Origin of the sequence: Lysinibacillus parviboronicapiens, assembly GCF_003049605.2 — a bacterium.
Classification (GTDB): Bacteria; Bacillota; Bacilli; order Bacillales_A; family Planococcaceae; genus Lysinibacillus; species Lysinibacillus parviboronicapiens.
Genome location: NZ_CP073713.1, coordinates 1,836,862 through 1,851,921, shown reverse-complemented (window position 1 = coordinate 1,851,921; position 15,060 = coordinate 1,836,862). Strand labels below are relative to the sequence as shown.

Here is a 15,060-nt window from a genome sequence, read left to right as displayed (position 1 = left end):
TCCTGACCATCTGTTAGCTGACTATAAAAAGCACGGGGATGGATGCCCGATGTTGTACATGCATTAAACACCCATTTTTCTACGAGTATTACTTGTTTTTTTCGGTTGCTGACTTTTCATTTTCTTAGTTGAAAGGTCTGCATTCTGTTTGCCTTTATTCGCTGAAGACTGATTCTTTTTGTTTTCAAGCTGCTGCTTCACTGCTTCTTGCAGACTGATTTTCTTTTTTGGTGCTTCTGATTGATGGTTCTCGGTCATGGAAAATCCCCCTTTTAATACGTTTATTAGTTCAGTATAATCTATTTTCTCTTATTTGTGAAATTTTGCCCTTGGTTTGGCATAATAGCAAAAATAATTTTGGTCCACATTATGTACAGCAACGGGTTTACTACTATGTCCCTCAAGGACGTTGTGGTACAAAGCAAAAGATGCTACCCATTGCAGTCAAAAAAGACTCCGCAGATAGCACCTTGTTCATCATTTAGTTAAAAAATTTGTCTACACGCTGTATAACTTCGTCAGCCGAGAGACCATTCGCATCAATGACAGGTCCTGCCATGACAGGGTCGCTAATGCCCATTACATTTTTGTCTTGTCCTGTGATTACGCAGGCATCACATTTTTTTGCATCCTCTTCATGGCGAAGCTGTAGCACTTCATAACCTTGTGCTTTTAATGCTTCTTCCACATTTGATAATGATTGCTCAACACCAATTATTCTAGACAATATTCTTCCACCTCCTATATGTAATGTGTCATTTTGGATGGCTTATTATTCACCTCATTCACTTTTTTGCTCTATACTCATGGATGTAGTATATAAATAATCTTTAATGATGGACTAGAGAAACCGACAAAGGAGGGTCGAAATGAAAGTATTTATGAAATTATTTACAGGGATGTTCTTAGTTTTTATACTGACAGGATGCATAGGAGAAGATTATGATGTTGGTGTGCCAACTGCTCATTTACATGTTGAAAGCTTTACCCCATCTGTGCAATTAACCGAAGCAAATATCAACTGGGGTGCATCAAGTGAAGATGTCCATCAAACAATAGAAGATATTCAGAAATTCGGATTATCACAAGATGAAATAAAGATTTTTGCGAATGAACAAGCTACTGTAGAATTTGAAGAGAACGAAGAAAATGGCGGAGATATTTGGACAGATCCCGAAACCCAAATATTAGTTGCCCTTCTTAAAGATAAACAACGAACCAAACTCAAAATAAATGATTTTAGTGAATTTCTATTCCCAACTAACAAAGGAAGATATGTTTTAGTAGTTGAATTTATAAGTGAAAAAGGATCTGCTCAATACGTTGGGAATGTCTTAATTCAGTGATATCTTGAACTAACGAGGCTTTAGTTGAAGATTCGATTTACGAAATATTAACTTGTGTTTTAACAGCAACAGTCTTTGAGAAAATACTCTTGCATTTTGTCACTTCTCTAAAGATTGACATTCATCTTGAAAATTCTGAATTACAATCCTCCCTAATACACCATCAGTCAAAATAGCTTAGCACGCTCATTTTCACTGGTGGTATATTTGGAGGGTTTACATCATGAAAAATTTATCCCGCATGAACGGTCAGTGGGCCTCTAATCTCAATTTAAATAAATTTTCACATTTTAAATCAACTTTATGCCTTTTTCAAATACTCTTCGCGCATTTCTTGTGGCACCATACTACCGCCAGTCGCCCATACAAGATGCGTCGCTTGTGCCATTTTCTCCGTTAATCCATGCTTCTCTAAATAAGCTTGCCCATTTTTCATCAATTGAATGGGACCAAACATTCCTGCATGGGCTGATGGCTCTAAAAACAACTCTTCCGACGCCAGCGCTAATCTAAGTGCAGTAAATAATTCTTCATCTTTCACTGTATAGCAACCATTTATATACGTCTCCATCACTTTTCCCACAAATTTTGAGGCACGCCCCACAGCTAATCCATCTGCTTCTGTTTTATTGTCCAGACCGATATCTTCTACGCTAATGGCGTCATGTAAGCCTGTCATCAGCCCAATTGTCATGCAAGGAGACGCCACTGGTTCAGCAAAGAAAATATGGACGTGTTGCCCAAAAATTTCGCGTAATCCGTAGGCCACTCCTCCGGGTCCACCACCAACACCACAAGGTAAATACACGAACAATGGATGTGCATCATCCACTATAATGTTCGTCTTTTCACATTGCACCTTTAAACGCTTTGCGGCCACTGCATAGCCGGCAAATAAGTCTTTTGAGTTCTCGTCATCAATAAAATGGCACAGTGGATCTTGTTCGGCTTCCTGACGTCCTTGTTCAACAGCTACACTATAATCTGCTTCATATTCAATAACAGTCGCACCTTTTTCTTTCAGCAACGCCTTCTTCCACTCTTTTGCGTCACTCGACATATGTACAACGACATTAAAGCCGAGTTTTTTGCCCATAATGCCGATACTTAACCCTAGATTACCGGTAGAACCTACTGCAATCGTGTACTGTTGGAAAAACGCGCGTAGTTCTTCCGTAGCTAAAACAGCATAATCATCCTCTTTTTTAAGTTTCCCATGAGCTATGGCAAGTCGCTCCGCATGTTTTAGTACTTCATAAATACCACCACGAGCTTTAATAGAGCCTGAAATCGGTAATGTATTATCACATTTCAATAGGAAACGGCCAGCAATCAATAGGTGATATTCTTGTTCAAGTGCTTCTTTCATAGCCGGTATCTCTTTTATAGCTGATTCAATAAGTCCCCCACTTTTCGCAAGTTCAGGGAAAGCCACTATTAAATAAGAAGAAAAGCGTTTAAGCGTTTCTTCCGCATCCTCTACCTCCTTCATCGAAAAGAGCTCAGTCCTCGCCTTTTTCTGCCATTTTGTATTTTCCCAAAAGACAGCATCGGCATTTGCCATGTTTTTTAATAACGGATGTCGCTTAAATAGTTCGTGTTTTCGTTCATTTTCCATCTGCTGACGCCTCCATTTTCTTCGCTAAAAGTGCTCGTTCACAAATTTGTCGAAATTTCAATTCGAACGAAATATTGTTTTCTTGCGTTCGTTTTTTTGGTCCCTTGGTTCGTCCACCTGCACGCCTGATTTTCTGTCCAACATGGCGCATATCGAGCAAACGTTCGATGTTTTCATCTGACATTTCCCGTCCATTTTGATCGATTGGATAGCCACCCCTCGCCAAAACCATGGCAGCTAAACCATAATCCTGTGTAATGACAATATCGTGTTTTGAAAGCGCATTCACCAGCGTGAAATCAACCGAATCTGGACCCTTGGGTACCATAATTGTTATAACATTATCACGTTCAATACGGTGGGATGTATCGCAAAACAAGATAGTTTCAATCTCATACTCAGATGATATAGATAGCGCTAAATCCACGACTGGACAGGCATCTGCATCAATTAATAACTTCACAATAAGGCATCATTCCCTTCTCACAATCAGATGAATTAATCATCTTTTAAATATTTTAATATAATAATTTTCACACCCTACTTGCTCATTTTTTCACAAACTTTACGTCCTTGGAAAAAGTATTTTATTGAATAGTGTGAAAAATAGATATACGATACACCTATCAAACATTTGGAGGTTTTCACTATGACAACAACAACTGTAAGCAACGAGCAATTAGCGAAACAATACGTAGATGGCGTATTCGAGCAATTGAAACAACAAAACAGTCATCAAGCGGAGTTCTTACAAGCAGCTGAAGAGATTTTTATCTCATTAGTGCCTGTATTTGCACAACACCCTGAATATATTAAAGCAAATATCTTATCTCGAATCGTGGAACCAGATCGCATTATTTCCTTCCGCGTAGCATGGCAAGATGATCACAACCAAGTTCAAGTAAACCGTGGTTACCGTGTGCAATACAGCAACGTAATGGGCCCATATAAAGGTGGTCTTCGCTTCCACCCTTCCGTAAACGAATCAATCATTAAATTCTTAGGTTTTGAACAAATTTTCAAAAATGCGTTAACTGGCCAACCAATCGGTGGTGGTAAAGGTGGCTCTAACTTCAATCCTAAAGGAAAATCAGACTCAGAAATCATGCGCTTCTGTCAAGCATTCATGACTGAATTATACCGTCATCTCGGTCCAGATGTCGATGTTCCTGCTGGTGATATTGGTGTAGGTGCTCGTGAAGTGGGCTATTTATGGGGTCAATACAAACGTTTAACAAAAGCAAACGAATCTGGTGTTTTAACTGGTAAAACTCCTGGTTACGGTGGTTCATTAGCGCGTAAAGAAGCTACTGGTTATGGTACAGTATACTTTGTAAAAGAAATGCTACAAGATGCCAATGATTCATTCGAGGGCAAAACTGTTGTCGTTTCAGGTTCAGGTAACGTTTCAACTTACGCAATCGAAAAAGCGCAGCAATACGGTGCAAAAGTAGTAGCTTGCTCTGACTCTTCAGGCTATGTTTACGATCCAGACGGTTTAGACCTTGATGCCATTAAGGAAATCAAGGAAGTAAAAGGTGATCGTATCTCAACATACCTAAACTATCGTCCAAATGCTACATTCACAGAAGGTTGCACAGGTATCTGGTCAATTCCGTGTGATATCGCACTACCATGTGCTACACAAAACGAAATTAATGGCGACGCTGCTCGTACTTTAATTTCAAATGGTGTGCAAGCAGTTGGTGAAGGTGCAAACATGCCATCTGACCTTGAAGCAATTAATGAATTTTTAGATGCTGGTGTATTATTCGGTCCTGCGAAAGCAGCAAATGCTGGCGGTGTTGCTGTATCTGCACTTGAAATGGCACAAGATTCTAGCCGTGTATTCTGGTCATTTGAAGAAGTAGATGCTAAACTACACCAAATTATGAAAGACATTTATGCGGATAGTAAAGCAGCTGCTGATAAATATGGCTTCCCTGGCAACCTTGTTGTGGGTGCAAACATCGCTGGTTTCATCAAAGTTGCAGATGGTATGCTATCTGAAGGTGTCTATTAAGTACAGTCTTTTTTCAATTTAGCCTCTGATGGAATTGGACCTTTCCGGTAGCACACGCCTACCATAAAAAGTTTAAATTTTTTTAATTCCACCAAGATGATAGCGATCATTCGTTATCATCTTATTTTTTTGTAGATTACGAGATAAAAAACAGAGAAATTATTGATTAAAACGAACGTTTTTTATATTAAACATTTAAAACATTCGTGTTATAATCATAAGGTACTATGAATATTGGAGGGTTTTTAGTGGAATTATTGTATACAGGTAAAACGAAAAATGTGTTCAAACTAGAAGATGGTCATTACTTATTAAAATTCAAAGATGATGTAACTGGTGAAAACGGCGTATTCGATCCGGGCGCAAACACTGTAGGTTTAACAATTGACGGTGCTGGTCTTGCTGGTCTTCGCTTAACTTCTTATTTCTACTCAAAACTAAACGAACAAGGTGTCCCTACTCACTACGTAGATGCAAACTTCGACGATGCAACAATGACTGTAAAACCTGCAACAGTTTTCGGTAAAGGGTTAGAAGTAATTTGCCGCTTCAAAGCTGTTGGTTCTTTCTTACGCCGCTATGGTGCTTACGTACAAGAAGGACAAGATTTAGATTCTTTCGTTGAAGTAACAATCAAAGATGACGATCGCCTAGATCCTCCTATTTCTGAAGATGCTTTAGCTATGTTAAACCTGTTAACTCATGAAGAATATGCTATCTTAAAGCAACGCACGATTGAAATTTCAACATTCGTTGGCGCAGAGCTTGCGAAAAAGGGTTTAACACTTTACGATATTAAATTAGAATTTGGTCGCGATGCACAAACAAATGAAATTTTATTGATTGATGAAATTTCAGGTGGAAATATGCGTGCTTACAAAGGCGAACAATACATCGAACCATTAGAACTTGAAAAAATGATGCTAGCTGAATAACAAAGCTGAACGGAGCCGCTGTGATGCGGCTCTTTTTATATGTCATTTAAGCCGTCGTGTAGCTGAAGATGTTGACTGGCAGAAGCCTTATATCATCTTCTTTCCTTTTTTATGAAACTTTTCATCACCCCTGTCGTATATTAACTATACGCAACATGCAATTATTCTATTATTTTTGGAGGTAGTTTAATGGAAAACTATAAGGATACACCGCAAGATAGGCAAAATGTTAATCCGTTTTTGCATGTATGGATGCATCCTAAACAAACAGCACGTTTTATGATTGATGTTAAATCCACTGGCTTTGCGATTCTTGTATTGTCAATCGGTTATATCGGTTCATTGCTTTCTGGCCTTATAGAAAGTAATTTTATGCCAGAATTATCCCCTTGGATTATCGCGCTATTTTGTGTGATTTTAGCACCGATTGTTGGAATTATTGGTACTGCCATCTCCGCTTTTATCTTTTGGATATTCGGGAAACTATTTAAAGGGACGGCAACATTCTCCGGATTATTTAAAGCACTGAGCTTAAGTGCCGTTCCATTTATCGCCTTGATTCCTTTTTATTTAATTTGGTTATTTACTTCACCAGAATCTTTAATGGATGCGAATTTTATCGGATCAATACCGTGGATTTTTTGGCCAACGTTATTAGCAACTTTGGTTGTTACGATTTGGTCTGTTGTTGTCACTGTCGGCGTTGTAGGAGAGGCACACCAAGTTTCAAATTGGAAGGCATTCTTTACTATCTTTATTCCTACCATTATTTTAGGCATCGTGTTCTTTATCCTGATTATGGTTCTCGTTATTGGCATAATTGGTGTCGGCTTAATGTAAAAAAACCTCCCCGCTCAACGATGAGTGCGGGAGATTTTTTTATTTTGCGATGATTGATTTTCCCAAGTTTTCTACAGTTTAAAATGAGTAATTAGCGCATTCATGTTTTGTGCTAATTCAGCAAGCTGTGATGCTTTTTAACTATAATGATAGTTATTTTTTATTTTATAATTATAATGGCTATCTAATTTATTACACTGATTATTACACAATACTCATTTTAGTACACAAATAGACAAAAAACAACACTTTTCGAGCACAATATAGACATTACTAACAAAAAAACAACTACTTTCGAGCTACCAAAAAAAGGAGACCATCTGCTTGATGGCCTCCCTCTAGGTATCTCTCTGTTATTTATAGTTATTTATACTGTGAGAACTGTCGTTTGCTGGAATAGCTCAGATACGCCTGATTCAACAGCCGCGCCGCTAACAGCACGTGAAACGATTTCTACAACTCTATCATCTAATGATTTCGGTACGATATATTCTTCATTCAATTCTTTATCACTTACAAGTGACGCAATGGCTTCCACTGCCGCTAACTTCATCGCTTCATTAATATCTGTTGCTCGAACATCCAATGCCCCACGGAAAATACCCGGGAAAGCAAGAACATTATTAATTTGGTTTGGATAATCTGAACGTCCTGTTCCCATAATACGGACGCCCCAAGCTTTTGCATTGCCATACGTAATTTCCGGATGTGGATTGGCTAGTGCAAAGACAACTGGATTTTCATTCATGGAAGCAATATGCGCTTCTGTCAGTAAATTTGCAACGGATACGCCGATAAAGACATCAGCACCTACGAGTGCATCCTCCAATGTACCGTGTACTTTTTGTGGATTTGTTAAATGGGCAACTGTCTCTTTAATTGGATTCATGCCTTCTACACGCCCTTCATAAATAAGGCCCTTGGTATCACACATATAAAGGTTTTTATAGCCCATTTGCACAAGAATTCTGAGGATCGCAATGCCCGCAGCCCCCGCACCATTAATGACAATCTTCATTGTCTCCACATCTTTTTTCACGATACGATTGGCATTCATCATTCCTGCCCCTACGACAATAGCCGTCCCATGCTGATCATCGTGGAACACAGGAATATCACATTCCTGACGCAGACGGTCTTCTATTTCAAAGCATCGTGGTGCCGAAATATCTTCTAAATTCACAGCGCCAAATGTTGGGGCAAGCGCCTTCACAATGCTGACGATTTCATCCGTACTTTTCGTATCTAAACAAATTGGAAAAGCATCAACATTGGCAAAACGCTTTAATAAAATAGCCTTTCCCTCCATAACAGGTAACGCCGCTTTTGGTCCAATATCTCCTAAGCCAAGCACTGCCGTCCCATCCGACACAATCGCCACCATATTCCCCTTCATTGTATAGTCATAAACTAACGATGGATTTTTTTCAATCTCCACACATGGAGCAGCTACACCTGGTGAGTAAGCAAGGCTGAGATCATAGGAATCCTGCACCGGCACCTTTGAAATAACCTCTAATTTCCCACTATAATGCGCATGCATATCTAATGCCTTTTTCATAATATCCATTCGACCCCATCCTTTTCCCTTTAAGTTTTCTTTGTATTCCAGAATCATAATACTTTGTGAAAACATAGTCAACGAAAAATTCTGATAATTATATTTTATCTTTGAAAATACGCCTTTATTTATCATTAAAGTCATTTTTTCGTCTTGTTATAACTTTCACAATCAATTATTTCAACATAATTAATACAACGAAAACCTTTCGTGAAAATGTACGTATAACGCTTTTTAACCTGTTCAACTTTTCACATAGTATTTTTCTTCAGTAAATGAGAAGAATTTCACAAACTGATGTAAGCGCATCCATTGTGACGCCTGACTTTGTCACAATTTCTTCATATTTTTTCACAATCATTTTTATTATTGCAACGAAACCATTATTGTTTCCTTCGTCTAAGTAAATTTATTTTTTTAGACAGAGTCTGAGCGGTCCTCCCATACACCCGAGCGAACAACTCCCTCAGCCACGACACAAAAAAAGAGCCCTTAGCGTAAGGACTCTTGCATAAAATGTTGTGTCAAGGCCGTGATAATATGTTTTGAAGACCACTGCTCCCCCGAAGCTTTCGTAATGGGATAATCGCGACGGAAGATAGTTTTTGTTATTTCATCCACTGTGTGCCCTTGGTCATAAAGTTTTCGGACCTCGCCCTCTAATTCTTCTAAGTACGTAATTTTCTCTTGTATTCTTGCTCGACCATCTGCTAAAAAGCCAGCATGACAGCAATAAACTGTTTCAAAATCATAGTTTAGTAGTTTCTTTAACGACGCCAAGGTATGTACGATGTTTTCTTCATCCAGCACAACCTTCGTTTTCGTCTGTATATATAAATCTCCTGTAAACATGGCACCGCTTGCCCGATTGTAAAACGATAGATGGTCTGTGGTATGTCCGGGTGTCGAGATAATATCCCAGGTAGCCGACTTCGTTTGTAGTGTGTCGCCAAATGGCTGCGCCACAAACGCGGGCCTTTTGCCCCACAGAGCCTCTCGATACAATGGATAATCGCCATCCTGTGCACAAATATCTACGGACTCGCGATGTATATAGATAGGCACATTACGCTGTTGCTGTATCCATGCTGCATTTCCTGAATGATCCTCATGTGCATGTGTCAGCGCCACCTGCTCAATCGCCAGCTCGCTAAAAAACGATTGGAACTCCTGCGACAGCGAGTTAGAACCCGTATCAATTAGTAGGCCGTCTACAAAGAAGCTATAGACACTCATACCAATACCCTGAACGGCTACCTTGCCATGTGCACAGTGCACATCACGATTCTGTCCAATTTCAATGCTTTTCTCTAGTTTATACACGATTTTTCCCCCTTTACCCTTTGTAAAAAGAGTGTAGCACAAAATGAATGGTGAGTCATTTTCAGGTGAACGGACAACAAATGACTTTTTTTAATATTTTCGTAAAGATAATACATGGAGCAATAAACGTACATGCTGCATCTCCCTCTTTCGCTCGTTGGACGAGTATATCCTGCACGATGTCCCCTCCCTTTATCTATTAGACTGGCAAATAATAAATTTAGCTTTCGCTTCAAAATAATAATTGTGATTTCCAAAAAGTCTATCATTTTTTTTGCAAAACTTCATATTGTATATTTGCCCCGTTTTTTATAGAATCTTATATAACATTAAAGTGAAAAAATGAGAAGGTGCCTATTATGGAAGAAAAAGAAATACAAACATTCTCCAAGCGTGAACAGAAAAAACAATTAAATAGACAAAACATCATTAATGCAGCAATCCAACTATTTAGTTCAAAGCCGTTTTCTGAGGTAAGCATGCGGGCTATTGCCAAAGACGCCAATGTTTCGCCTGGACTCATCTATCAATATTTCGATGATCAACAACATCTTTTTATGACCGCCTTTAAAATTGAAAGTACGAATTTATTAAATGCATTACGCCAAACAATAGAAATACAAGATGACCAATTGGCAGTAATAGCGCGTAAATATATAGACTACATGTTCAGACATGATAATTTATATCAAATGATGACTTATTTTATGTTGGAAAACGACCATCATGGAAGTGTTTCGGCAGGACTGCGTGACATCACAGATGACTTATTTGCAATTTTTCGAGAAGCTTTAAGCAAACATCTACCTGAAAAACAATTAAAAAGTGCTGCTCAGCTCTTTTTTGCTTCCTTAAATGGTATTTTAATTACTTATAAAAACTTGCCAGGGCGCTCACAGGAAGCGACATGGCAGCATATCGAGCATTTAGTAGAGGTATTAGTAGCAACTATAAAGAGGGCCTATCCGGAATAAAAGGCACTTTTTTCTGACACTAGGTTAAAAAATTTCGCGACCGTTTCGCACAAAACGACCCACCAGACACTCTTAGTTATAGTAATCTAACGATGAGGCTTGCGGCTTGTCCGAGAAAAGGCAGCGAAATTTTTTACGCTCAAAACTTTATCGACATTCTATAGAGCAGGTCTTTCATCCTTGCACGACTGCTTGTTTCAACTGATGCTTGAGTAACTTTCCAACGGCATTGCGAGGAAGCTGCTCGACAAAAGTGACTTCCTTCACTACTTTATAGAAGGCTAATTTTCCCTTACAGAAATGAATGATTTCTGTTTCAGTAATGGAAGCCTGTGGTTTTATGACGATATAGGCTTTTGGAATCTCACCCCATTTTTCATCAGGCACACCAATGACAGCTACATCTGCTACGCTCGGATGTGCAGCGAGTACTAATTCCAGTTCAGCGGAATAAATGTTTTCACCACCACTAATAATCATATCTTTCATACGATCGACGACGTACAAATAGCCCTCATTATCGATATACCCCACATCCCCTGTGGCATACCAGCCATTTTTCAAGACATTATGCGTAGCTTCTGCATTATCAAAGTAACCAACGAAAACTTGAGGCCCTCGTAAAATAATTTCGCCTACCTGTCCAGCCGGCAATTCTTCCTCTGTCTGGACATCTATAATTTTCAATTCACCATGCATGACAGATTTCCCCATTGAATCAAATTTTTCTTTATCCATTTGTTCCTTCCACATCGTAACAGCACCCGTATATTCCGTAATGCCGTAGACCTGTTGAACAGGAATGCCTAACTGGCGAAAACCGAGAATGAGTGGGGCGGGTACCGAAGAAGCGCCACACGTAATATTGCGCACAGAAGAGGCATCAACACTTGCTCCCTCATACGTTTTTAATAAGTAGGCCAGCATGGTTGGCACCGTCATCATCGTCGTAATCTTTTCCTGTTCAATCAACCTCCATGCAGCCATCGGTTCAAAAGTCTCCATCAGCACCATTGTACAGCCACACATTACATTCGTAATGAGCGGCGCAATCCCCCCAATGTGGAAAAATGGTGCCACCATTAAGAAACGATCCTCCTCCCACCAATCAATTGTTTGGGATAAGCCAATGCCAGCCCCAAATAAATTGTGATGAGAAATCATAGCTCCCTTTGGTTTACCCGTAGTGCCGGACGTATACATAATAAGTGCCACATCATCATTACTGGCATTGTACTGTGGTTCCTTGACATCTTCGTCGAAAATCCCCTGTAAAGAAGGTACTGTTTCATTGGAAATAGTAAAATCAAGCGCTATTTGCTCCTGTAGGGCGTTAATTACCGGCTCAAATTCCACATCATGCACAATCATTTTCACTTGACTGTGTGCCACAATATATTGTAGTTCCGCCACTTGTAAGCGCCAATTCAGGACAACTGTGATGACCCCAATTTTAGCTGCCCCCATTAAAACAGCAATAAAGTCTTCGTTATTCTTACATAGTAAGGCAATGCGATCCCCTTTTGCATAGCCAAGCTTAGTTAAATAATTAGCAAATCCATTTGCTCGAGCATTCATCTGTTGAAAAGTCCAACGCTTACTGTGATGAATAAATGCCTCTTTGTCCCCCATTAAAACAGCACGATTTTGCAATAACTTCCCAATATTGATGTTCATAATTGCCACCCCTTAACAATTTTTTATTTAACATACATGCATCATTGGATACCGCGTGTGCCCAATCTCTTAAGGTAAAATCGGGTAATCTTGTATTTCTTTAATCGTTTGCTCTTGGAATAACGTAAAGATTTCTTCCCAAGTTTGTTCCCATCTTCGCGCAGCACGTCTATTTTCTGCATTCGGTAATGCCGTTAAATCCACCTGCAATAACTGTTCAATTTGTTCCACAAAGTGCTGAATTTCTTGCGCTGAACAAGCTGTTAAAATATTAGACAGCAATTCTTCAACAGAAATTTGCTTGCGCATCTTCATAATATCTCGATAAATTTGCGCAAGTAAGACATTGCGTGGCCCCTCCCACAATTCATTTACCAGGCTATCTCTAAACAACCTTGGCACGGCCGAAAAGTCTTCTATCGCCCCATGCCCACCAAAAATAGAAATCGCCAACCTTAGCTTATCAACCGCTTCTTTTGATGCAAAGATTTTTTGGAGCAAAATCAATTCCCGTACGACATAAGCCTCTGTTGTATGAGGATTTTCTTGTGTTCGATTAAATGCCGTATAAATGAAAAATGCTGTACCCACAATGCGTTTTGCTGCCTGTTCTAAATCTTCAAGTTGAGCGGCAGCCATTGGGAATTCATCGATTTGACGATCAAATACCGTTCGAAAGCGCGCATATAATTTGGCCTCACGAGCCACTCTCATCAAAAAGGCGCCACTCGCAAACCCAATATCCAGTCTTGAACGTGTTAATACAATACCTACAGCTAAAGCCACTCCACGATTTTGAGGTCCAATGCGATAAGCGATTGCCCCCTGATAATCAATTTCCGCAGAAGGCAATTCTGCTGTCCCTATTTTCCATTTCAACCGATTAATCACATGATGATTTCGTTTCTCTTTTACCTTATCCCCCTGCAACCAAGTAGGCACGATGAAAACTGCCACATCATCGGTATGTTCTATGCGCGCAGTCACGACAGAATAGTCAGCATGCACAGCGGAACAGAAAAATTTATTGCCAAATAATCGATAATGATCACCTTCTGGCTGAGCTGTTAATATATTGGCAGGAATATTAGACCCCCCTTGAATTTCAGACATATACTGTGCGCCAATACCGAAATCCCCGCCGATTCCTGCCGTGACATGCTGATAAATGTTTTGTATTTCGGCGGAGGCATCATCCATGAAATGCTCAATTAATGAGACCAGACCGTCTGTACATGCTAATGGACACGTGATGCCAGCTTCCCCATTCCCATGCAAAAAATAGCGCTTAATAATACCTTCATTTTTTAGTTGGTGGTGGGAAAACATGCCGTAACCAAAAATCTCCTGCTCCATGTGTTGCATGTCAGAGGACCGTATAATGCGATCAATCCGTTCATTATACGCATTATAATGCCTTACTCTAGGTTGATTTTCAGGACGTGCATTTTCAGCCGATAGCGTGCGCCAATCCGTTGTTACTTTTTGCACAAAGGGCTCTAGCCGAGGCAGCATTTCATCCCACGTACCAAGGCAAAATTGTTGCAATACCTGCTGTAGAAATGGATTATCCAAATCATTCAATTTATCTCTTTCGTCAATAAATTCTCGAAAACTATACGTTTTTTCTGTAACACGCACCAAAACAACACCCCATTTACTAAATTTTAAAAATATTTTAACACTATAAAACAACAAAGTAAACACCGTTTATTTTTGTGCGCGATTTGGATATTCTACGCTCTATCCATCAGGTTCGCGGTCTCTAGCCGTCACTTTGCACGGCCTATCCAACATTTCGCTGATTCTATCCGTCATTTCGCGGGTTCTATCCGCACTTCGCATGCTCTATCCGTCATTTCGCACGGTCTATTCGCCTCTTCGACTTACCCCGCTTCCATAGCAAAAAAACGCTCACTGAGGTGAGCGTTTCAAGAAAAAATTTGTTATTCGTTTGTTCCTTTTTCTACATCATATGTGGTAATCCAGTCACTAAAGCTGCCTGTATACAGTTGAATATGTTCATAGCCCTCATCTGCTAACACGGCATACAACGGAGAGGCTGTGACACCACTGCCACAGTATACGACCACGTGCTCGTCATGTGCCACCTTCGCACGTAGCGCATCATTTGCTTGTAATGTACCGTCTGCCTTCAACTGCTCCCAGTCAAAGTTTTTAGCACTTGGGATATGTCCTGCAACCTTATCCAGTGGCTCCACTTCCCCGCGATAGCGAGCTGCGGCACGGGCATCTAGCAATGTTGCTTGAACATCACCATCCACGATGGCTTTTACCGCCTCTCGCGGTGCATACAGGTGATCCTGCCAATCAAAATCAATGATCGTCGGTGCATATTTCACAATATCCTGCGTAAATGTTACTTTCTTCTCTAGAGCGCCCACGCCACCGTTGACAATCACAACATTCGGGAAGCCCGCATATGTTAGCATCCACCAAGCTCGCGGTGCGAAGGGTGATGCGCCCTGATCATAGACAACAATCTCATCCTCATAACGTAATCCTAGTCCTTGAAAAACAGACGCTAGCTTTTCCTTACTGGGCATCGGATGGCGACCATTGCTACTTTCCATATCCGATAAATCCTGCTCTAAGTCCATAAAAATAGCGCCAGGTGCATGTCCTTCTTCAAACAATAATTTGCCTGCTTCTTTGTTCTGCAAATCAAAGCGTGCATCCACAAAACGGACGCCATCAAGCTGAATTTCCTCAACTGTTTTGAATACTTTTCCCATTTGAATC

General features: G+C 40.0%; 14 protein-coding genes. 5 read left to right on the top strand and 9 right to left on the bottom strand.

The window, feature by feature from the left end:
- Nucleotides 1–63 precede the first annotated feature (63 nt).
- A complete protein-coding gene (locus C9J31_RS08710; RefSeq protein ID WP_107924286.1) occupies nucleotides 64–258 on the bottom strand; it encodes a hypothetical protein in 195 nt (64 codons plus the stop codon).
- A 223-nt stretch (nucleotides 259–481) separates the two neighbouring features.
- Entirely contained in the window at nucleotides 482–727 is a 246-nt protein-coding gene (locus tag C9J31_RS08705; protein ID WP_107948133.1) for a YkuS family protein, read from the bottom strand.
- Nucleotides 728–869: 142 nt separating this feature from the next.
- Here C9J31_RS08705 and C9J31_RS08700 point away from each other — a divergent pair, with 142 nt between their 5' ends.
- On the top strand, nucleotides 870–1,346 hold the full coding sequence (locus tag C9J31_RS08700) for a hypothetical protein (RefSeq protein WP_238602014.1): 477 nt from the start codon (nucleotides 870–872) through the stop codon (nucleotides 1,344–1,346).
- A 301-nt stretch (nucleotides 1,347–1,647) separates the two neighbouring features.
- Here C9J31_RS08700 and C9J31_RS08695 read toward each other — a convergent pair whose 3' ends face one another.
- Nucleotides 1,648–2,964, bottom strand: coding sequence for a D-serine ammonia-lyase (locus C9J31_RS08695; protein ID WP_107948135.1), 1,317 nt, complete (start codon nucleotides 2,962–2,964; stop codon nucleotides 1,648–1,650).
- The gene (locus C9J31_RS08690) at nucleotides 2,954–3,427 is read right to left on the bottom strand and encodes a YaiI/YqxD family protein (RefSeq protein ID WP_107948137.1); all 474 of its coding nucleotides are present in this window, start codon (nucleotides 3,425–3,427) and stop codon (nucleotides 2,954–2,956) included. Before C9J31_RS08690 ends, C9J31_RS08695 begins: the two co-directional genes overlap by 11 nt.
- Nucleotides 3,428–3,613: 186 nt before the next feature.
- Here C9J31_RS08690 and gdhA point away from each other — a divergent pair, with 186 nt between their 5' ends.
- The 3 genes from gdhA to C9J31_RS08675 all read left to right on the top strand — a co-directional run bounded on the left by gdhA (nucleotide 3,614) and on the right by C9J31_RS08675 (nucleotide 6,762).
- A complete protein-coding gene (gdhA, locus tag C9J31_RS08685) occupies nucleotides 3,614–4,987 on the top strand; it encodes an NADP-specific glutamate dehydrogenase (protein WP_107948139.1) in 1,374 nt (457 codons plus the stop codon).
- Nucleotides 4,988–5,235: 248 nt separating this feature from the next.
- The gene (locus tag C9J31_RS08680; protein WP_107924282.1) at nucleotides 5,236–5,922 is read left to right on the top strand and encodes a phosphoribosylaminoimidazolesuccinocarboxamide synthase; all 687 of its coding nucleotides are present in this window, start codon (nucleotides 5,236–5,238) and stop codon (nucleotides 5,920–5,922) included.
- A 189-nt stretch (nucleotides 5,923–6,111) separates the two neighbouring features.
- Entirely contained in the window at nucleotides 6,112–6,762 is a 651-nt protein-coding gene (locus C9J31_RS08675; RefSeq protein WP_107948141.1) for a Yip1 family protein, read from the top strand.
- Nucleotides 6,763–7,129: 367 nt separating this feature from the next.
- On the opposite strand, the gene C9J31_RS08670 is transcribed toward C9J31_RS08675, so the two are convergent.
- Together C9J31_RS08670 and C9J31_RS08665 are read right to left on the bottom strand one after the other, a co-directional pair.
- Nucleotides 7,130–8,332 carry an NAD(P)-dependent malic enzyme gene (locus C9J31_RS08670; RefSeq protein ID WP_107948143.1) on the bottom strand — a complete coding sequence of 401 codons (1,203 nt, stop codon included), beginning with the start codon at nucleotides 8,330–8,332 and terminating at the stop codon, nucleotides 7,130–7,132.
- 483 nt (nucleotides 8,333–8,815) lie between these two features.
- Nucleotides 8,816–9,646: an MBL fold metallo-hydrolase gene (locus C9J31_RS08665; protein WP_107948145.1), complete on the bottom strand. Its 831-nt coding sequence runs from the start codon at nucleotides 9,644–9,646 to the stop codon at nucleotides 8,816–8,818.
- Nucleotides 9,647–10,005: 359 nt separating this feature from the next.
- On the opposite strand from C9J31_RS08665, the gene C9J31_RS08660 reads away from it, so the two are divergent.
- Nucleotides 10,006–10,620, top strand: a complete 615-nt coding sequence (locus tag C9J31_RS08660; RefSeq protein WP_107924278.1) for a TetR/AcrR family transcriptional regulator — start codon at nucleotides 10,006–10,008, stop codon at nucleotides 10,618–10,620.
- A gap of 174 nt (nucleotides 10,621–10,794) precedes the next feature.
- On the opposite strand, the gene menE is transcribed toward C9J31_RS08660, so the two are convergent.
- The 3 genes from menE to C9J31_RS08645 form a co-directional block, all read right to left on the bottom strand.
- Nucleotides 10,795–12,297 carry an o-succinylbenzoate--CoA ligase gene (gene menE / locus C9J31_RS08655; protein ID WP_107948146.1) on the bottom strand — a complete coding sequence of 501 codons (1,503 nt, stop codon included), beginning with the start codon at nucleotides 12,295–12,297 and terminating at the stop codon, nucleotides 10,795–10,797.
- 69 nt (nucleotides 12,298–12,366) lie between these two features.
- Nucleotides 12,367–13,938, bottom strand: coding sequence for an acyl-CoA dehydrogenase family protein (locus tag C9J31_RS08650; protein WP_238602028.1), 1,572 nt, complete (start codon nucleotides 13,936–13,938; stop codon nucleotides 12,367–12,369).
- A gap of 305 nt (nucleotides 13,939–14,243) precedes the next feature.
- On the bottom strand, nucleotides 14,244–15,053 hold the full coding sequence (locus C9J31_RS08645; RefSeq protein ID WP_107948150.1) for a sulfurtransferase: 810 nt from the start codon (nucleotides 15,051–15,053) through the stop codon (nucleotides 14,244–14,246).
- Between the last annotated feature and the right edge of the window lie 7 nt (nucleotides 15,054–15,060).

Bases quoted from the DNA above. Each gene is read 5' to 3' on its own strand.
- C9J31_RS08710 (WP_107924286.1), bottom strand. From the start codon at position 258: ATGACCGAGAACCATCAATCAGAAGCACCAAAAAAGAAAATCAGTCTG.
- C9J31_RS08700 (WP_238602014.1), top strand. From the start codon at position 870: ATGAAAGTATTTATGAAATTATTTACAGGGATGTTCTTAGTTTTTATA.
- C9J31_RS08695 (WP_107948135.1), bottom strand. From the start codon at position 2,964: ATGGAAAATGAACGAAAACACGAACTATTTAAGCGACATCCGTTATTA.
- gdhA (WP_107948139.1), top strand. From the start codon at position 3,614: ATGACAACAACAACTGTAAGCAACGAGCAATTAGCGAAACAATACGTA.
- C9J31_RS08675 (WP_107948141.1), top strand. From the start codon at position 6,112: ATGGAAAACTATAAGGATACACCGCAAGATAGGCAAAATGTTAATCCG.
- C9J31_RS08670 (WP_107948143.1), bottom strand. From the start codon at position 8,332: ATGGATATTATGAAAAAGGCATTAGATATGCATGCGCATTATAGTGGG.
- C9J31_RS08660 (WP_107924278.1), top strand. From the start codon at position 10,006: ATGGAAGAAAAAGAAATACAAACATTCTCCAAGCGTGAACAGAAAAAA.
- menE (WP_107948146.1), bottom strand. From the start codon at position 12,297: ATGAACATCAATATTGGGAAGTTATTGCAAAATCGTGCTGTTTTAATG.
- C9J31_RS08645 (WP_107948150.1), bottom strand. From the start codon at position 15,053: ATGGGAAAAGTATTCAAAACAGTTGAGGAAATTCAGCTTGATGGCGTC.